Origin of the sequence: Methylobacterium bullatum (genome assembly GCF_014845095.1) — a bacterium.
GTDB classification, from domain to species: domain Bacteria; phylum Pseudomonadota; class Alphaproteobacteria; order Rhizobiales; family Beijerinckiaceae; genus Methylobacterium; species Methylobacterium bullatum.
This window is the reverse complement of the sequence record NZ_NKUG01000044.1, coordinates 1-16,982: the sequence shown is the minus strand read 5'-3', so window position 1 is coordinate 16,982 and position 16,982 is coordinate 1. Positions and strand designations below refer to the sequence as shown.

The window sequence follows — 16,982 nt, the reverse complement described above, 5'->3', positions numbered from 1 at the left end:
ATCCGGGATATCTAGACGCGCCGGGGCGTCAGCGCGAGGGGTGTCACGGACGGCGGAGCGTTGCGGCGATGCGCCCTGCCCGGCGTGCGAGACTCGCGATGCAGCTCAACGAGGCATCGGCTGCCCGCTGCATCTCCGTAACTTGAAGGCGCAGGGCATCGGCGGGATTCTTCGCCGTCGACAGGGCTCGCCAATGCGCGAACGTGGCGATGCTCTCGTTGCGGACATAGGTCGTCAGCGTGTCGTTGGCGGCCGTGATCTCGGTAAACGCCGAGGCGGTGACGGCGACGGTGTTCGTCGGCGGCGAGGCGAGGTCCTGGGCCGAGGCGATGGCGCTTTCGATCTCGGCGGGCAGAAGGGAATCCTCGGCCGCCTCGCTCTCGCCTTGCGGGCTGTTGCCGGTAGGAGTGTGGCTCGTCGCCTCCTGCTCAGTGGCTGCGGTCACCACATCGGTGGCAGGTGGACTGTCCTGAGACGGGGCGTAGCCCGCGGGGGCGGTTTCCGGAGCGGCGTGAATGACGTCCGCCACACCCTGTCCGGTCAACAGCGCATCCGGTGACACGGTCTCCATCAAGGTCTCAGGCGCCCGCAAGGTCTCGCTCACGGGCAAGGCCTCAGGCTCGGTGGCAGCGACGTCGAGCGTGGATACTGAGACCGTCCCATCGTCCACAGCCAGGGTCTGCGAAACCGGCACCGAGTCGTCGGCGGTCGTGGTAGCCGTCTCAGCGTTTGAAAGTCGCGCCGATTGTCCGGCTTTGCTTCCCCCGCGACCGATCGAGCGTGCTTGTCGGCGTGTGGCCATGATTCGCGTCCCCTTCGTGCACAATCGACCGCGCATGGCCCGGCCTCGGCGTGCGCCCGTGTTCCAGGCACGTTACCGCGTCCATGCCATTTGCGCGAACCGGCACCGGGCCAGTCCGCGCGGAGGGGCTAGGATCAGCCGCTTTTGGCGGCGGACTGAGCCAGAGCGCCGAGATCCTTGACCTGAGATTGAAGCGTCGAAATCTGGCTGCGCAGGAACTCGCTCTGCAACTCGAATGCCTCTTTCAGATCGCGGGTGCGCACCAGCTTCTGGGCGAAGTCGAAGGTCGTGCTCGCATTGGTCTGAACCTGGTCGAGGCCCTTGGCGATCACGGATTGGATCGCCCCATGCGCCGTCGTCGACGAGGTCTGGAACTGTTCGGCGGATTTCACCACCGTGCCGAGCAGGTTGGTCACAGCGGTGCGGGCCTGATCGACGCTCTTTTCCGCGAAGTCGCGCAATTCGGCCGGTATCTCATAGGTCGGCGCGTTCATGTCGTTCCTCACTGAATCAACGGGAGCGACACGGAATGGCGCGCCGCACCATCGATATGTTGCGGCGCAATATATTCGCTGGACACGATGCCGGAGCGGAGAACTGGTCGATCATCGCCTCGCTCATCGAGACCTGCAAGCTCAATTCCGTCGATCCGTTCGCCTATATGACTGCTACGCTCCCCGCCATCGTCAACGGCCATAAGCAGGCCCAGGTTATCGAGCTTCTGCCTTGGAATTATTCGCGATAGACAAACTGCTAAAGTCTGTTGCGGCTCAAAGAGATCGTTGTTTACGCGTCAAAATATCTCGTAGACGTCTTTTTCTTCGTTCAGACGCCACTGCTTGCCAGAGAGCAGAGCGGTTAATTCATATGTGAGACGGTCGTCCATAGGGAAAGTAATGGTCGGCAGACTATCAGCATTGATTGTAATGTCCTTTATTTCTAGGTCGGTTTGCATATCAAAAATCTTATTTCCGACGCGAAACAGGGTATTTTGGGGAGCGTCGGGCTCAGGGTACGATACGTCGAGCAAAACCCAAGGAACAGGATTGTTGCGTGATTTCATGAAAGGGCTATCGCTGACTAGACGGTCAGTCAGGATTAAACCTCCCCGACGAAGACCTGATGGCAATTCACGCGTGTCGCCTATGGTTCTGAATATGTTTATGAGGTGACCAAAACTTGGTTGCGTCAGCGTCACATAACCATAGCCAAAGCCAATGTTGTCGGCCAACTCAACCACGAAAATTTGCCCCACGTATATAGCAGGGCGCTGATATTTCGTCATTTCGACCTCTTCAACTACTTTGCCTCTTCCCCCACCGGGACATTGAAGCCACCGCGGTTGCCAAAGTTCAATTTACATTGGCACGCAGGTCAAGGCTGAGTAGCCTCTCCGAGGTCGCTCGATAAGCAATATTATCAATTCCTTTACTGACGTTGACTGATTGACCGCTTATGGCCGCCTTGCTGCAGTCAATGTTGAAGCGGTAGCTTTCGGAAGAGTCAAGACGGGTTTCGAGCAAGTGCCCGTCTGTAGCTGCGCAATCCGGGCCCTCGTTCGCAATCAAACGAGAAGACGATAGGATTTGAACGTGCAGTCTCGGCAAGCACAGCGAGGGCCGTCAAACGAAAGGCGCGTAGTAATGGCACGCCGGCGGCTGTGTTGTGGATGCGGGCAAGCAGGATGATTCCGCGCGACGGAGTCCGGCCGCAAAGCACCACCGCGCGGGGCTTGGGCGACGGCAGCTATCCTGGTTTTCGGAAAACGTCGGTCGGTATGGGCGATACGTTTCGCGCGATCCTTCGATAAAGTTCGCTGAGCGCATCCGCATGGGCGTCGATGGACATGGGAGTGTCCCAGTAATGGGCGTGAGCGGCGCGCCCGAGCGTTTGCGCCTCGATCACGTCGAGATTCCGGAACGCGGTCGCGAGGGCTGCCCGCTCCGGCGCGACCACATAGCCGGTGACGCCGTCGATCACTTTCTCCGCGGCCCCGGACCTATCCGACGCGACTACCGGCAGCCCGACAGCCAGGGCCTCGTAGACAGTCAGAGGGCCGGTCTCGAACCACCGAGACGGCGCGGCCAGTGCCCTCGCCCGCCGAACGAGGATGGCCGATACCTCGTTCGGTGATCGCCATCCGAGCATTTCCACATGTGGCTGCGCCCGCAATTCCGCCTCCAGCGGGCCGGTGCCGATGAAGAGCGCCGGCATACCGGCATCCCGCGCCGCCTCGGCGACGAGATCTGCGCCTTTCTCGCGGGTCAAGCGGCCCACATAGGCGATGGCTTTCCCTGCCGCCGGATCGGCCCGCACTCCCGTCTCCACGCGCACGGGATTGTCGATACGATGATGGGTGACGGCCAGGGAGCCGAGAAGCCCACCCATGCGGCGGATACTGGCATCGCAGACATGAATCACGTGGAGATGGTGGTCATGCAAGGCGCGGTTCTGGGCAATGCTCCGCCCGACCCGGATCGCCTTGTGAAATCGGCTTTTCGGGTCGCAAGGAGCCGCGACGCAGGAGGCGGAGAGCGGCGTCAGCGTGCAAGGGCGATCCTGATCGAAGCGGTAATAGACGCCGTTGGGGCAGGCCAGGAAGTAATCGTGCAGGGTCACCACCAGCGGGATGCCGCTGTCGAGCAGGACGGGGAACACGCTCGGAGACAGGCTACGGGTCCATTGATGCAGGTGGACGATATCCGCCGGTTGCGGGAGGGCGCTGAGCACAGCGCGCAGACGAGCGGCGGAATTCCCGCTCCAGATGCCGGACAGTGCCGCCTCCAGGGCCGGGCGGTTCCAGATGTCGGTGTTACCGAGGCAGACCCGCCGAATTTTCGGATGATCGAGGAGCGGATCCGCCGGTCCCTCGATCGCGTGGATGAAGGTGACGTCCATCCCCGCTCTGGCGAGGCCATGCGCGGATTCCACCGCGACCTTCTCGGCACCGCCGCTCGCCACGGCGAACTCTGCGAGGATCACGATATGCATGGCCTGCCCGGAACCTCGGCCGGCCTCGGGGCCCGTCATGCCCATGCCGCGACAGCGACGCTAGGGGCTATCGCCTCACGTCCGGTAAACGGCACCGACCGAGCGGCAAGCCGCTATGACGGCGGCGACGGAAGGGATCGGGCATCGTCTCCTCGCGTTGGTCAAGGTGATTCCGCCGCCCCTGGCGGCGGTCAGGCGAGCCAGAGGAGGCACCCATGTCAGACCCCAAGCCAACATCCACGTCGGACACCGACGAGAAGCGCCGTGTGGATCCGGCGCCCAGCAATGACAAGACGAATCCCGAAAATCATCAGGACGAAATGAGCCAGCGACTGGACGAGGCGCTAGAAGAGACCTTCCCGTCCAGCGATCCGGTCTCGGTTAAGATCACAAAGTAATCGGCCATAGGGACGAAAGACGCCAAAGCCGAGATGCGGGGCATCTCGGCTTTGGTATCGATCCGCTGTCATGAGGTCGCGCATCAGACCTCGCGCGACACCATCATCTTCTTGATCTCGGCGATGGCCTTTGCCGGGTTCAGGCTTTTCGGGCAGGCATTGGCGCAGTTCATGATCGTGTGGCAGCGGTAGAGCCGGAACGGATCGTGAAGGGCATCGAGGCGTTCGCCGGTATTCTCGTCACGGCTGTCGATGAGCCAGCGGTAGGCCTGCAACAGGGCCGCGGGGCCGAGGAAGCGGTCGCCGTTCCACCAGTAGCTCGGGCAGGACGTCGTGCAGCAGGCGCACAGAATGCACTCGTAGAGGCCGTCGAGCTGGGCCCGATCCTCCGGGGTCTGCTTCCATTCGCCTTCGGGCGCAGGCGTCTCGGTCTGGAGCCACGGTTCGACCGAGGCGTGCTGGGCGAAGAAGTTTGTGAGGTCGGGGACGAGATCCTTGAGGACCGGCATGTGCGGCAGCGGGTAGATCCGCACCGCGCCGGTCTTCTTGCCCTTCGCATGCTCCTGGCATTCGTCGATACCCATGGTGCAGGCGAGCGCATTCTGGCCCTCGATGTTCATGGCGCAAGAGCCGCAGATGCCTTCGCGGCAGGAGCGGCGGAACACCAGGGTCGAATCGACCTTGGCCTTGATCCAAAGGAGGGCGTCGAGGACCATCGGCCCGCAATCGTCCCGGTCGACCTGATAGACGTCGACCCTCGGATTTGCGCCGTCATCCGGGTTCCAGCGGTAGATCCGGAATTCCTGAAGATTGTTGCCCCCCGTCGGCCGTGGCCAAGTCTTGCCTTCGGTGATCTGGGAGTTTTTGGGAAGGTTGAATTGGGCCATGGTTCGGGGTGCCTAAATCCGTCTCGTGAGTACCATCGTCGGGAGAAATTTCAGTCTTTTCCCTAGTAAACACGAGCCTTTGGCTCGATGTACTGAATTTCGTTTGACATTGTATACGTATGAACGGGGCGGTAATCGATATTCACCTGCTGGGACTTGTCGTCGAGCCACGAAAGGGTGTGCTTCATCCACTCCTTGTCGTCGCGATCGGGGAAGTCCTCGCGGGCGTGCGCCCCGCGGCTTTCCTTGCGGTTGGCCGCCGATTCCATGGTGACGACGGCCTGACCGATCAGGTTGTCGAATTCCAGGGTCTCGAGCAGATCGGTGTTCCAGATCAGCGAGCGGTCGGTGATCTTGATATCGGCTTCTCCCTGCCAGACCTTGTGAATCAGAGCCTTGCCTTCTTCCAGCACTTCGCCGGTGCGGAAGACCGCGCAGTTGTTCTGCATGGTCTTCTGCATCTCGGCGCGCAGTTCCGCCGTCGGCGTGCCGCCATTCGCGTAACGGAAGCGGTCGAGGCGGGCGAGCGCCTTGTCGGCGGAATCCTTCGGCAGGTCCATCTGGCGGGCGCCGGGCTCGACGATCTCGGCACAGCGCAGGCCGGCGGCCCGGCCGAACACCACGAGGTCGATGAGCGAGTTCGAGCCGAGGCGGTTGGCGCCGTGCACGGAGACGCAAGCCGCTTCGCCCAAAGCCATCAGACCCGGCACCACCGTATCGGGATTGCCGTTCTTCAGGGTCAGCACCTCACCATGATAGTTCGTGGGGATGCCGCCCATGTTGTAATGGACCGTCGGCAGGACCGGGATCGGCTCCTTGGTGACGTCGACGCCCGCGAAGATCTTCGCCGATTCCGAGATGCCCGGCAGGCGCTGATGCAGAATCGCCGGATCGAGGTGGTCGAGGTGCAGGTAGATGTGGTCGCTCGTCTTGCCAACGCCGCGGCCGGCGCGGATCTCCATGGTCATCGAGCGCGAGACCACGTCGCGCGAGGCCAGATCCTTGGCGCTGGGAGCATAGCGCTCCATGAAGCGCTCGCCCTCGGAATTGGTAAGGTAGCCGCCCTCGCCGCGGGCGCCCTCGGTGATGAGGCAGCCGGCGCCGTAGATGCCGGTGGGATGGAACTGCACGAATTCCATGTCCTGCAGCGGCAGACCGGCGCGCAGCACCATGGCGTTACCGTCGCCCGTGCAGGTATGGGCAGAGGTCGCCGAGAAATAAGAGCGGCCGTAGCCGCCGGTGGCCAGGATCGTCATCTGGGCGCGGAAACGGTGGATCTCACCCGAGGCCTGATCGATGGCGATGACGCCCAGACAGCGGCCCTCCTCGTCCATGATGAGGTCGAGGGCGAAGTATTCTATGAAGAAGTTGGTATGGTTCTTCACCGCTTGGCCATAGAGCGTGTGGAGCATGGCGTGGCCGGTGCGGTCAGCCGCCGCGCAGGTGCGCTGGGCGGTGCCCTTGCCGTAATCGGTGGTCATGCCGCCGAAGGGGCGCTGATAGATCTTGCCTTCCTCGGTGCGCGAGAACGGCACGCCCCAGTGTTCGAGCTCGTACACCGCTGCGGGTGCGTTGCGCACGAGGTACTCGATAGCGTCTTGGTCGCCGAGCCAGTCCGACCCCTTCACGGTGTCGTACATGTGCCAGCGCCAATCATCGGGCCCCATATTGCCGAGGGAGGCCGAGATGCCGCCCTGCGCCGCCACGGTGTGCGAGCGCGTCGGGAACACCTTCGAGATGCAGGCCGTACGCAGTCCGGCCTGCGAGCAGCCCACGGTGGCGCGCAGACCGGCGCCGCCGGCGCCGACGATCACAACGTCGAACGTATGGTCGATGATGGAATAGGCCGGCGCGCCGTTGCCGTTGGTTCCGTTGGTGGCCATGGGCAGATCCTTCGGGTTCTGGGGCGGGTCAGACGAGCTTGCCGAGGCTCACGCGCAAGATTGCGTAGAGGCAGGCAACGGCGACGACGACCGCGTAGGCATTGTTGGCGAACAGGCTGGCGAGCTTCAGTCCCTTGGCGTGGACGTAATCCTCGATGATGACCTGCATGCCGATCCTCATGTGGAGCGTGACCGAGATCACGGCGAGGATCAGGACGAGCGCGACGAGCGGGTGCGACATCAGCGCGACCGCCTCCGGGTATGGCCGGTTGGCCATCATCGCGACGATTACCACGAAGGCGAGCATCAGCGGGGCGTTGGCGGCGGCGGTGAGGCGCTGCTGCCAGAAGTGACCGGCCCCGTGGCCGGAGGCACCGAGGCCCTTCACCCGGGCGCGCGGGGTCCGCATGGTCACGTTCGTGTTCTGACGGTTGTCTGTCATGGCGATCGCTCCTCAGCGTAAAGTGAGGGCGAGCGCCCAAATCAGGACGGTCAGGATCACGGAGCCGATCAGAGTGGCGCGGGCGAGGCCCATGCGCTGCTCGCGGTCGAAGCCGTAGCCGAAATCCCAGATGAAATGGCGCAGGCCACCCAGCATGTGATGCATCAGGATCCAGGTGTAGACGAATAGGACCAGCTTCCCGATGATTGAGCCGAAGAACCACGCTACCCAGCCATAGGCCGCCGGACCGGAGGCGAGCGCCACGAGCCAGATCGCCACCAGGGCGGTGCCGCCATAGAGGGCGGTGCCGGTGATGCGGTGGAACACCGACATCGCCATGGTCCAGGTCCAGCGGTAGATCTGGAGATGAGGCGAGAGCGGCGGAGCGACCGTGGGTCTGACAGTAGGTGCCATTCTGCGAAAGTCCTCGGCGCTGTAGAGCCAATGCCAGCAGGGATGCTGCTCAGATTGGACCGTCTCTAAAGGGGTACGGCCCACGCGCCAATGCGCAAGCCGTATCGATGTGCATTGCGGTGTGACACACTCAACCGATCGTCATTCGGCTCGCGCTCATGAAAACCGGCCCAGAATGTTCCACCAGAGGTAGTCCAGCGGAGCGATGACGAAGAGTGAGGCGAGGCCGACCACGAGGGTCAGGATCGTCGCCGACCGGAGCGGTACCCGCCCCAGATCCATTGCCATCACGATGGGTGGGGCTTGGTAGGGCAGGAACAGAGTCGAGTATCCCACGACCTGGATCATCACCACGTTGGCGAGGTCCAGTCCGCTCGCGCGCGACATCTCGCCGGCCAAGGCCGTGTAGAGGGCCGGTGCGCCGTTGGCCGTGACGACGATTGCGAAGAGAGACGCGATGGCCGTCAGCACGCCGAAATTCTGGGCCGGCGCTCCGGGTTCCAGGGGCGCGACCGCGAGCAGAGCATGGCCGAGCCTGGAGCCCAGACCCGTCTCGTTGACCACCGCCACCAGTCCCAGGAGCGCGGCCACATAGAAGCAGGTCCGCAGGTTCACCGCGCCGAAGGCTTCCGCAGGCAACACGCCGATGCGGGGAAGGAGGCAGATCACCGCCGCCGTCAACCCGACCCAGGCCGGGGCGATATGGTGGAGGCTGTCCGTCACCCAGAAGGCCAAGGTCAGACCAAGAATGATCGTGAGTCGCCGCTCCTCCGGCGAGAATGCCGGTGCGGGCTCGTCCGTATCCACGGCGGCGGCGCTCATTTGGTCCGGGAACAAGCGCACGATGGCCGCCACGAGGATCATGCCCTTCACGCCGGCGAGGACGGGGGCGTGGAGCAGAAGGTAGGGCAGATAGGCGAGGTGCAGGCCGTATTGCGTCTCTGCGGTGCCAGCCATGACGAGGTTGGGGACGTTGGCGGGCAGGATCGCCGCGGACAAGAGCGGCGTCGCCAGGGCTACCGCGAGAACCGCCCCGCTCCGGCCGGGGCGGCCGGGCTCCAGGCCGAACGCGTCACAGAGCGCCAACACCACCGGGATCATCAGCGCAATGCGCCCGAGGTTCGAGGGCATCACGAAGGCAAGGGCAAAGGACAGGGTGACGACGGCGCCGATGAAGCCCGTGTAGGAGCCCGATAGCCGGCCGGCGAGGCTGCGCGCTAGGCGGGTGCCGAGGCCGGTCCGGGTGATCGCGAGGCCGACCACCATCCCGCTCAGTACGAGCCAGAAGGCCGACGAGGAGAAGCCGGAAAAGACAGTCGATGCAGGCGCGAGCTTCAGAAGCATCGCGGCGGCAAAGAACAGCATCGCCGTGACCACCTCTGCAACGATGCCGGTCGCCCACAGGCCCATGCAAACGACGAGCAGCATCCCGGTCACGAGAACCGTCTGTTCATCTGCGAGGATGGACGCCGCCTGCATCTGCGGGGAATGCTCCGCTGGAGCCGGGCAGAATGGGTCTCCCGTCTCACCGCGCGGACATTGATCTCGAATTGGAGTGGTTCGCAATTCGGATGTCGCCGACCGATCCTTCGCAAACGGCGAAGGATGGTCGATGCGTCGGGTGTCGAGAACGCGGTTCAGCGCACCCGTTTTTCCTGGTCCACGGCAAAGCGAATGAGATCGGCCAAGGTCCGGACGCCGAGCTTCTGACGCATGGCGGAACAGGTGTTGAGGACAGTGCGGTACTTGATCGACAATGTGTCGGCGATGCTCTGATACGAGGTCCCACGGCTGAGGAGGGAAAGGATCTCACGCTCTCGGTTGCTCAGATCCGCCAGGGGCGAGCGGCGGGCTCCGGCCTGCAGAACTGCGATCTCTACCGCGAGGTCGTGATCGAGGTAGCTTCGCCCGGCGCGTACCGCTTCGAAGGCCTTGAGGAATTCCGCTGTCCGAACATCCTTGAAGACGTAGCCGATGGCGCCGCTCTCCAGGGCGCGCGAAACGATCACCGGGTCGTTGTGCATGCTGAAGGCGAGGATGCGCGTCTCCCGCGCGAGGGTGTGGATCCGCCGGATCAGCGACAGGCCGGACAGCCCCTCCCCCTGCAGGCTGAGGTCGGCCACCACCATCGGCGGGCGCAGGCGGTGGAAGATCCGGTAGGCGGACATGATATCGGTGGCTTCGTGGATGGTCTCGACGCCGGCATCCTCCATGAGGCGCCGGAAGCCGCGCAGGACCACGGGATGATCGTCCACCACGAGAACGGCGGTCACGGCGAGACGCGTCCCTCGCCCTGGAGCGAATAGCGCTCCTTCAGCCTCGTGAGGGCGGTGGCCCGGTCGGCTCCCTGCTGGCGGGTGTTGTAATAGTGCTGGCACATCTCGCCGAAGAGCTGCTTGCGATGGGTCGCGGCGGCGACCTCCTCCAGCCCGTCGAGAAGATCGGCATAGGGTTCGGGCTTTCCCGCCTCGGCCAGCATCTCGCCGAGCTGGACGATGCGGTTGGCCATCATGCGCGGATCCTCAATGAAGACCTCCTTGGCACGGGCGAGGCTGTGGCGGAGATGCTCGGTCTGCGAACCCACCTCCGCGGCGGGCCTGCCGATCTCGCGGCTCGCGAGCCACCGGGCCGGCTCGGTCGGGTCCGTATGCGAGAGCCAGGTCGGAACGTCGGCGTCGGATTTCGTGGCGACGAGGGCCTGATCGCCGGTGCTCGCGGCCTCGCTGCCGGCCTCGTCGCCCTTGTCGCAGGCCGCCAGGGCGAGGGGGAGGCACAGGATCGCGTGGCTGATCCGTTTCATCGCACCGCCTCCGAGTTCGAGCCGACGGCGAGGCTGCGTGGCCCTTCCGCCACGGGGATGCGGGCGGTTTCCGTCAGCGATTTCAGGTCGATGACCGAGACCGAATCCGAGAACCAGTTCGCCACATAGGCGAAGGCCCCATCGACCGCGATCCCTTCGGGGTAGCGCCCGACCGGGATCGTCGCCTTGAGGCCGAGGCTGCCCGAGTCGAGCACCGCGACGGTGCCGGCCTGCTGGTTGGTGACGAGGACGAGGCTGCCGTCCTCGCTAGTCGCGACGCCGTAGGGCATCCTGCCGATCCTCACCGTGGCCGTCACCGTCAGGCTGCCCGTGTCGACGACGCTGAGGTCGCCGCTGCGGACATTGGCCACGTAGAGCCTGTCTTCGGCGGGGCTCAGCCCGAGGGCGAACGGCCCCTCGCCCACCGGCACCGTCGCCACCCGCTCCATGCGCGCGGCGTCGATGACACTGACCTGCCGGCTCTCGCGGTCGGCGACGTAAAGCCGTCCCTTGCGGTCGAGGACGAGGCCGGCCGGGTCCTTGCCCACGGGGCAGTCGCCCTCGACGGCGCCCGTCGATGCGGAGAGGCGGACCACCCGTCCCCCGGCCCAGTCGCCGACGAAGAGGCTCAGCCCGTCCGCCGAGGCGGCGATGCCGAAGGCCTGTCCCGGAAACGGCAGGCGTTGCAGGACCACACGGGTTCGCCCGTCGACCACGTCGATCCCCGCGTGGTCCGGCTGACTCAGGTAGAGGCGGCCGTTCGCTCCGGCCGCCACCTGCGCGATCCCCTGCCCCACCGCGATGGTGGCCGCGACCGTGGTTGCCCCGGCCTCGATGCGGCTCAGCGTCCCGGCTCCCTGGCTCGCCACATAGACGGGCCCGGCCTCCACCCGAGGGGTGGAGAGCGTCAGGGCGAGACCGGCAAGGAGCATCGGGCGCAAAGGAGTCATCGCGCCGTCTTGCCCTCCAGGCGCGCCTTCAGACCCTTGAGCCCGTTGCTGAAATAGAGGTTCATCGCATCCTTACCGGCGGCGTCGCTGAGCTCCTCCGGTGGCTCGTTGCCGGTGTCGCCGCGATAGAAGCGGCCGAGCCACTCGACCTTCGAGCCCTCGCCCTCCGGCGTGACGGTGATCGTGGCCGAGTAGGACGAGACCGGCAGCGCCTTCAGGTCGGCATCGCCGAGGCGGTAGGAATAGCTGCGCTTGGCCGCGTCCCACTCGTCCAAGCCTTCGTCGAGGGTGCCGCCGTTCTTCAGGGTCAGCGTGCGACGACCGCCCGAGGCGTTGCCGCCGGTGCCGACGCTTTTCGCCACGTCCGGATGCCAGTTCGAGATGCCGGCGAAGTCGCCGACCACGGCCCAGACGGCATCGGGCTTTGCCGCGATGGCGATGGACTGATCCACCTTCTGCGGCGTCGGGCCGTGCGCGAGGGCCGTGGTTGCGAGGAAGGCGGTGGCTGCCAGGGGGGCGAGGAACGCGGACGGCAGGGCAAAACGCATCGATCAGACCTTCTTTACCAGGACAAAACGGCCGACCCCGAACAGAGGGGCGGCGAAGACGGCGAGGATCAGCGCGAGAGCGATCCCGCCGAAGACGGGGCGCAGGTCGAGGCTGCCGGGGAGCGGGCGCGGGGTCGCCGCGCGGACCAGCGCGGGGCCGAGCCCGGCAGGGCCGTCGAGATGGGCGTAGGTCAGGCCCGTCGCCTGAGCGAGAGTCTTGAGGTAGGGCTCGCGCACCGAGGAGAGATGCTCGGTGCCGGAGGCCGCCGCGGCGCCGAAGGGGGCGTTGCGCGGGTTGTAGCCCTCGCGGCTCTCGGCATCGGCGGGGGGCGGTCCGAACCGGTTCTCCTGCTGGACGTCGCCCGAGCCGTAGAACCCGGTCTCGCGGCCGCGATCGTTGTAGCGCGGGATCGGCGACAGGGCGTAGGCCCCCGCTCCGACGATGAGGCCACGCACGGCGCCCGGCTTGCCGTCGAAGGCGGGGCCACCTGTGCTCGGCAGGGGCGGCGCTTCCTGGCCATCGGTGATGAAGACGAGGTCGGTGCCGAGACTGGCGGCCATCTCCACCGAGCGGAACAGCCCGGCGGAGATGCGGCTGTCGCCTTCCCAGGCCATGCGCCAATCCAGGGCGCTCAGCGCCCCGTCGAGGGGGGCGAAATCGGCGCAGACTTCGATGGGGGTGAACAGGAGGAACGGCCGGCGCTCGGTGAACAGGCCCAGTGCCACCCGCGACCCGCAGGGCAGCGAGGTGACGAGTTCGCGCAAGGCCGCCTTCGCCGTCTCCAGACGACTTGCCGGTTTGCCGTCCGCCCCGACGTAGTCGCGGACGTTCATGCTGCCGGTGATGTCGAGGACCGCGAGGATCTCGACGCCGTTGCGGGTCAGCGGCAGGGGGCGAGCGACGAAAGTCAGCGCTACGAGAGCCAGTGCGCCGGCCAGGAGCTGGAACCGCCGGTCGCGCAGGTTTCGCCGGACCAAGCCGGGCGCGCTCACGGCTCGCCCCGCGGCTGGCCGGGGATCTCGGTCCAGATCTTCTTCGGTTCGGCCTTCAGCTCGTCGCCGGTCTTGCGGTCGAATTCGGGGAAGTCGCGGAGCAGGCGCGAGGCCACGTCGAGGTTGAACTTGGCGTCCCACAGGTCCGGCCGGCCCTGGAGCGCGCGCCGATAATCCTGACGGGCCAAGGTGATGAGCGGTCCGGCCGGATCGAGGTTGCTCCGTTCCAGATGGTCGAAGGCCTGGCGCAGGCGGGCATTGCCGAGCGCATAACGGGCGCGCGCGGAAAGTTCGGTCTCGCCCCGGCGGTCGAGGGATTCGATCAGCGGCTCGATCTCCTCGGTCACGCCGCGACGGGCGAGATGCTGAACCCGCGCCAGCAGGAGCTGAGCCGGGGCGTCGAGGGAGACCGGGACGTCCCGGCCGGCGGCGAGCGCCGCGATCGCGGCGTTGTCGCGCGCCGCCCGCCAGGCCGCCGCGCCGAAGCCGAGGGCGATGACGAGCAGAAATATGGGAAGTACGACAAGGAGATGCGGGCGGGCGCGGCGCAAAGCCTTGCCGAGCGTGGCACCGACTCCCCCTCTCCCCTCTGCGGGAGAGGGTGGCCCACGGAGTGGGTCGGGTGAGGGGAGCGCCCTATCCGGAGAGGTCGCCCCCTCTCCCGGTCGCTCCGCGACCACCCTCCCCCACAGAGGGGGGAGGGTCACGTACTCACCGCTCCGGCGGGATCGAATACGTCCCCGTGGCGTGGCAGACGAGGTCGTCCGAGCCGGTGGCGAAGAGGCGGGCCTCGCCTACAGCGAGGCGCTTGCCGAGCTTGAGGAGCGTGGCCTCGGCGACGAGCCCGGTGGGGCCGGGTTTGCGCAGGAAGTTGAAGGAGAGGTTCGTCGTCACGGCCAGGCCCACCGGGCCGATATTGGCGAGGATCGCCGCGTAGAGGGCGTAATCGGCCAGCGCCATCATGGCCGGGCCGGAGATGGTGCCGCCGGGGCGCAGGAAGCGCTCGTGATGGTCGAGCCGCATCCGCGCGGAGAGCGGACCCACCGATTCGAGGTGGAAGGCCGGCCCGTCATGGTTCATCTGCGGGAAGTCCCGCTCCAGAAAGGCGATGGTCTCAGGCAGGCTCATGGCAGTCGTCATGGCTCGCCTTGCAGCACGGGGCGCGATGGCGGACAAGTCTATGAGCCCGTCACGCAAGAGTCCCGATGACCGACACCGTCGCCGTCCGCCATGATCCGTCGCGCCACGACCGCTATCCCGATGCGCTGATCCGCCGGCTCCTCACGGAGACGAAGACCATCGCCCTCGTGGGCGCGTCCGCGAACCCGGCCCGGCCGAGCTGGATCGTGCTGAAATACCTGCTCTCGCGGGGCTACGACGTGATCCCGGTCAATCCCGGCCTCGCCGGGCAGATGCTGCTCGGAAAACCCGTCGCCGCCCGCCTCGCCGACCTCCCCGGCCCGGTCGACATGGTCGAAATTTTTCGGAACTCCGACGCGGCCGGTGGCCTCGTGGACGAGGCCCTCGCCCTGCCGGTGCTGCCTAAGATCGTCTGGATGCAGCTCGGCGTCCGCGACGATGCAGCCGCCGCCCGCGCCGAGGCGGCGGGCCTCACCGTGGTAATGAACCGCTGCCCCAAGATCGAGTACGGGCGGATCTCGGGTGAGATCGGCTGGACTGGGGTGAATTCCCGGATCTTGAGTTCGAAGCGGCCGGTTTTGGGGGGTAAGGGGGTGCAGCGGTTGACGATTGAGCGGGGGTGAGATCGACATAGTTGCTGAAGTAATTATCCCTCGGGAGGCATGTTTGAAGCTCGGCCGGTTTGTCGAGATAAGTATAAATGGCGAAACAACGTTTTAAAATATAACTTGAGGTTGGAATGCGACTTCATAATTTACGATTTAAGGCCGGAGAATCCCCCAATAAGCCTTCACTTGAAATCAAACCTGGTAAAATAACTGTATTTATAGGCCCAAATAATGGCGGCAAAAGTCTGGCATTGCGTGAGCTGTATCAGTTTATTGCGACTGGCCGCGCCAATGGAAGTGGTTCTATTTTCGAGAATATAGCTCTTTCAACTAGTCAAGAAGAGATTGAGCAAAAGCGTGTTTCGCTGCGATTAAAAAAGAAGATTGGCGAGGAACTCAATTCGCCACTCGTTACATATGGCCGCGGGAACGTGCGTCGCCAAGTGCACGAGGCAACTTTTATGCATGCTATAGCCGCGTACACTCAAACAGGCAATTACGAGCCCATTGCTCAAGTACTTCTAGCTCCATATGCATTAAATTTGGATGGTCAAAATCGGCTCTCTCTGATTAACCCTGCTAGCGCCGAACGGTTACAAGATCAGCAAGCGTCTACGTTAGGCTCCCTATTTGTTAATAACAGCCTCCGACAAAAGTTATCATCTATCATTTATTCCGCTTTTAATTACCATCTGCTGGTAGACCCGACTGGCATGTCAACGTTCAGTTACGCTCTCTCTGTTGATGCGCCCTTAAATACAGATATCGAGCGATCGTTGAATGACGAATCAGTTGCTTTTTATGGTCGCGCGCTTCCTGTCTCGGCAGCGAGTGATGGCACTAAGGCATTCATTGGTATAATGGCTGAAATATTAGCCGGTGATCCAGAAGTATTATTTATCGATGAACCCGAAGCGTTCCTTCATAAAAGTCTCCAATACGCATTAGGAAGAGAGATTGCGGCTAACATTTCGTTAGATAAGCAAGTATTTATCGCAACTCATAGTCCAGATTTTCTTATGGGCTGTCTCGCCTCGGGAGAGGAAGTCGATGTTGTGCGATTAACTTACCACGGCGGGTTATCAAATGTACGGCTATTGCCCGCTAGCAAGTTAAGCGAAATGATGAACGATCCACTTTTTAGGTCAGTTGGCGTTTTGTCGGCGTTGTTCTATCAAAGTGCGATAATTGTAGAGGGTGCGAGTGATAGCGCATTTTACGACGAGATAAATAATAGACTAGAAAGATATAGTAATGGCGCTGTTAAGCATGCAATATTTCTCAATGCCCATAGCAAACAATCAGCCGCTGAACTTGCGCGTCCGCTGCGTAAAATCGGCATACCAACCGCGATGCTACTCGATATTGATTGGATCAAGGAGGACGGCCAAGTTGCCGTGAAATACTTGGAAGCCGCGGGTTTGCCGAGCGGTTTGTATGAAGGCAAACTGGCCGAGCGCCGACAAGTAAGAAAATTTCTTGAAGCCGACGGAAGAAACTACAAGCGCCTTGGAGGTATCAATTTACTAGATGGAGAAGAGATGAAGGCTGCGAGCGAGTTCCTTGATACAATGGATCGATACGGGCTGTTCACAGTGAGGGCGGGTGAAGTCGAAAGCTGGCTCGGATCGACAGGGGTGGCACGCGACAAGTCCAAGTGGCTAGCCAATATTTTTCGTGCCATGGGATCAAACCCTGCAGATGATAAATATATGACGCCGAAAGGCGACGATGTTTGGGCTTTTCTCCGAAAAGTTAGTGCTTGGGTTGCTGATGAGGGTCGAGCTGGGGTCTCTTAACATGCTAGGCGCATATAAATTAAAAACTTAATATAATACATAGCTGCTGTATGTGATACTTTAGCTTTAATAAATAAAGCAAAATTGCTCAATCAAGTTGTGCCTGTTCGAAATTTTTATTTAATAGAGCCTTAGGCCTCGCTAGATGGTCTGCGTTCCCGTTTCCTCCATCAACGCCACAGCCACAAAGCTAACCCCAGCCGCCACAGCCAAATAAAGCCCCACCCAACCGATCCCGCCCCATTCACTCCTGTCTCTTTAAACCATCGTAGGCTTCCGCCAAATAAAGGGGGGTTGTATAATAGGGGGCTTAGGTTGATGGAAACA

At 63.2% G+C, this 16,982-nt stretch carries 19 protein-coding genes and 1 pseudogene; 4 read left to right on the top strand and 16 right to left on the bottom strand.

The features are described 5' to 3' along the window. Nucleotides 1–43: 43 nt before the first annotated feature. Nucleotides 44–694 carry a hypothetical protein gene (locus MBTS_RS06445; RefSeq protein WP_147832736.1) on the bottom strand — a complete coding sequence of 217 codons (651 nt, stop codon included), beginning with the start codon at nt 692–694 and terminating at the stop codon, nt 44–46. Between the two features lie 242 nt (nt 695–936). Then, on the bottom strand, nt 937–1,296 hold the full coding sequence (locus MBTS_RS06440; protein WP_056146297.1) for a phasin: 360 nt from the start codon (nt 1,294–1,296) through the stop codon (nt 937–939). 44 nt (nt 1,297–1,340) lie between these two features. Here MBTS_RS06440 and MBTS_RS06435 point away from each other — a divergent pair. After that, nucleotides 1,341–1,547 (top strand): annotated as a pseudogene (locus tag MBTS_RS06435) (transposase domain-containing protein); the annotation flags it as partial. A 48-nt stretch (nt 1,548–1,595) separates the two neighbouring features. Here MBTS_RS06435 and MBTS_RS06430 read toward each other — a convergent pair. Both MBTS_RS06430 and MBTS_RS06425 read right to left on the bottom strand, forming a co-directional pair. After that, the gene (locus MBTS_RS06430; RefSeq protein ID WP_192215280.1) at nt 1,596–2,087 is read right to left on the bottom strand and encodes a hypothetical protein; all 492 of its coding nucleotides are present in this window, start codon (nt 2,085–2,087) and stop codon (nt 1,596–1,598) included. Nucleotides 2,088–2,548: 461 nt separating this feature from the next. Further along, the gene (locus MBTS_RS06425; protein ID WP_238253792.1) at nt 2,549–3,793 is read right to left on the bottom strand and encodes a glycosyltransferase; all 1,245 of its coding nucleotides are present in this window, start codon (nt 3,791–3,793) and stop codon (nt 2,549–2,551) included. Between the two features lie 215 nt (nt 3,794–4,008). Here MBTS_RS06425 and MBTS_RS06420 point away from each other — a divergent pair, with 215 nt between their 5' ends. Continuing rightward, complete coding sequence (locus tag MBTS_RS06420; protein ID WP_018044516.1) at nt 4,009–4,191, top strand: hypothetical protein; 183 nt, start codon at nt 4,009–4,011, stop codon at nt 4,189–4,191. Nucleotides 4,192–4,274: 83 nt separating this feature from the next. Here the strand turns inward: MBTS_RS06420 and MBTS_RS06415 are convergent, their stop codons facing one another. The 12 genes from MBTS_RS06415 to MBTS_RS06360 all read right to left on the bottom strand — a co-directional run bounded on the left by MBTS_RS06415 (nt 4,275) and on the right by MBTS_RS06360 (nt 14,236). Continuing rightward, nucleotides 4,275–5,078, bottom strand: coding sequence for a succinate dehydrogenase iron-sulfur subunit (locus tag MBTS_RS06415; protein WP_018044517.1), 804 nt, complete (start codon nt 5,076–5,078; stop codon nt 4,275–4,277). A gap of 62 nt (nt 5,079–5,140) precedes the next feature. Continuing rightward, nucleotides 5,141–6,961, bottom strand: a complete 1,821-nt coding sequence (gene sdhA / locus MBTS_RS06410; RefSeq protein WP_056162432.1) for a succinate dehydrogenase flavoprotein subunit — start codon at nt 6,959–6,961, stop codon at nt 5,141–5,143. Between the two features lie 28 nt (nt 6,962–6,989). Then, nucleotides 6,990–7,403 carry a succinate dehydrogenase, hydrophobic membrane anchor protein gene (gene sdhD / locus MBTS_RS06405; protein ID WP_192215278.1) on the bottom strand — a complete coding sequence of 138 codons (414 nt, stop codon included), beginning with the start codon at nt 7,401–7,403 and terminating at the stop codon, nt 6,990–6,992. A gap of 12 nt (nt 7,404–7,415) precedes the next feature. After that, nucleotides 7,416–7,817 (bottom strand): succinate dehydrogenase, cytochrome b556 subunit, encoded by a 402-nt coding sequence (sdhC, locus tag MBTS_RS06400; RefSeq protein ID WP_192215277.1) that lies wholly within the window; start codon nt 7,815–7,817, stop codon nt 7,416–7,418. Between the two features lie 156 nt (nt 7,818–7,973). Next, nucleotides 7,974–9,296: an SLC13 family permease gene (locus MBTS_RS06395; RefSeq protein WP_192215276.1), complete on the bottom strand. Its 1,323-nt coding sequence runs from the start codon at nt 9,294–9,296 to the stop codon at nt 7,974–7,976. 158 nt (nt 9,297–9,454) lie between these two features. Further along, nucleotides 9,455–10,090 carry a response regulator transcription factor gene (locus tag MBTS_RS06390; protein ID WP_056146272.1) on the bottom strand — a complete coding sequence of 212 codons (636 nt, stop codon included), beginning with the start codon at nt 10,088–10,090 and terminating at the stop codon, nt 9,455–9,457. Then, a complete protein-coding gene (locus MBTS_RS06385; protein WP_018044523.1) occupies nt 10,087–10,617 on the bottom strand; it encodes a hypothetical protein in 531 nt (176 codons plus the stop codon). Before MBTS_RS06385 ends, MBTS_RS06390 begins: the two co-directional genes overlap by 4 nt. Further along, nucleotides 10,614–11,567: a YncE family protein gene (locus MBTS_RS06380; protein ID WP_192215275.1), complete on the bottom strand. Its 954-nt coding sequence runs from the start codon at nt 11,565–11,567 to the stop codon at nt 10,614–10,616. The genes MBTS_RS06385 and MBTS_RS06380 overlap by 4 nt, the downstream gene beginning before the upstream one ends. Next, complete coding sequence (locus MBTS_RS06375; protein ID WP_056146265.1) at nt 11,564–12,115, bottom strand: SRPBCC family protein; 552 nt, start codon at nt 12,113–12,115, stop codon at nt 11,564–11,566. The genes MBTS_RS06380 and MBTS_RS06375 overlap by 4 nt, the downstream gene beginning before the upstream one ends. A gap of 3 nt (nt 12,116–12,118) precedes the next feature. Then, nucleotides 12,119–13,108 (bottom strand): vWA domain-containing protein, encoded by a 990-nt coding sequence (locus MBTS_RS06370; RefSeq protein WP_056146263.1) that lies wholly within the window; start codon nt 13,106–13,108, stop codon nt 12,119–12,121. Then, nucleotides 13,105–13,659 (bottom strand): MxaK protein, encoded by a 555-nt coding sequence (locus tag MBTS_RS06365; RefSeq protein ID WP_192215284.1) that lies wholly within the window; start codon nt 13,657–13,659, stop codon nt 13,105–13,107. The genes MBTS_RS06370 and MBTS_RS06365 overlap by 4 nt, the downstream gene beginning before the upstream one ends. 160 nt (nt 13,660–13,819) lie before the next feature. Further along, a complete protein-coding gene (locus MBTS_RS06360) occupies nt 13,820–14,236 on the bottom strand; it encodes a PaaI family thioesterase (RefSeq protein WP_339163837.1) in 417 nt (138 codons plus the stop codon). 77 nt (nt 14,237–14,313) lie between these two features. Here MBTS_RS06360 and MBTS_RS06355 point away from each other — a divergent pair, with 77 nt between their 5' ends. Both MBTS_RS06355 and MBTS_RS06350 read left to right on the top strand, forming a co-directional pair. Then, nucleotides 14,314–14,871, top strand: a complete 558-nt coding sequence (locus MBTS_RS06355; protein ID WP_192215273.1) for a CoA-binding protein — start codon at nt 14,314–14,316, stop codon at nt 14,869–14,871. Nucleotides 14,872–14,987: 116 nt separating this feature from the next. Next, nucleotides 14,988–16,655, top strand: coding sequence for an ATP-dependent nuclease (locus MBTS_RS06350; RefSeq protein WP_192215272.1), 1,668 nt, complete (start codon nt 14,988–14,990; stop codon nt 16,653–16,655). Nucleotides 16,656–16,982: the final 327 nt, after the last annotated feature.

Coding starts and splice junctions, on each gene's coding strand:
- MBTS_RS06360 (WP_339163837.1), bottom strand. CDS start 14,236: ATGAGCCTGCCTGAGACCATCGCCTTTCTGGAGCGGGACTTCCCGCAG.
- MBTS_RS06430 (WP_192215280.1), bottom strand. CDS start 2,087: ATGACGAAATATCAGCGCCCTGCTATATACGTGGGGCAAATTTTCGTG.
- MBTS_RS06425 (WP_238253792.1), bottom strand. CDS start 3,793: ATGCATATCGTGATCCTCGCAGAGTTCGCCGTGGCGAGCGGCGGTGCC.
- sdhC (WP_192215277.1), bottom strand. CDS start 7,817: ATGGCACCTACTGTCAGACCCACGGTCGCTCCGCCGCTCTCGCCTCAT.
- MBTS_RS06350 (WP_192215272.1), top strand. CDS start 14,988: ATGCGACTTCATAATTTACGATTTAAGGCCGGAGAATCCCCCAATAAG.
- MBTS_RS06355 (WP_192215273.1), top strand. CDS start 14,314: ATGACCGACACCGTCGCCGTCCGCCATGATCCGTCGCGCCACGACCGC.
- MBTS_RS06415 (WP_018044517.1), bottom strand. CDS start 5,078: ATGGCCCAATTCAACCTTCCCAAAAACTCCCAGATCACCGAAGGCAAG.
- sdhD (WP_192215278.1), bottom strand. CDS start 7,403: ATGACAGACAACCGTCAGAACACGAACGTGACCATGCGGACCCCGCGC.
- MBTS_RS06440 (WP_056146297.1), bottom strand. CDS start 1,296: ATGAACGCGCCGACCTATGAGATACCGGCCGAATTGCGCGACTTCGCG.
- MBTS_RS06380 (WP_192215275.1), bottom strand. CDS start 11,567: ATGACTCCTTTGCGCCCGATGCTCCTTGCCGGTCTCGCCCTGACGCTC.
- MBTS_RS06420 (WP_018044516.1), top strand. CDS start 4,009: ATGTCAGACCCCAAGCCAACATCCACGTCGGACACCGACGAGAAGCGC.
- sdhA (WP_056162432.1), bottom strand. CDS start 6,961: ATGGCCACCAACGGAACCAACGGCAACGGCGCGCCGGCCTATTCCATC.
- MBTS_RS06385 (WP_018044523.1), bottom strand. CDS start 10,617: ATGAAACGGATCAGCCACGCGATCCTGTGCCTCCCCCTCGCCCTGGCG.
- MBTS_RS06395 (WP_192215276.1), bottom strand. CDS start 9,296: ATGCAGGCGGCGTCCATCCTCGCAGATGAACAGACGGTTCTCGTGACC.
- MBTS_RS06375 (WP_056146265.1), bottom strand. CDS start 12,115: ATGCGTTTTGCCCTGCCGTCCGCGTTCCTCGCCCCCCTGGCAGCCACC.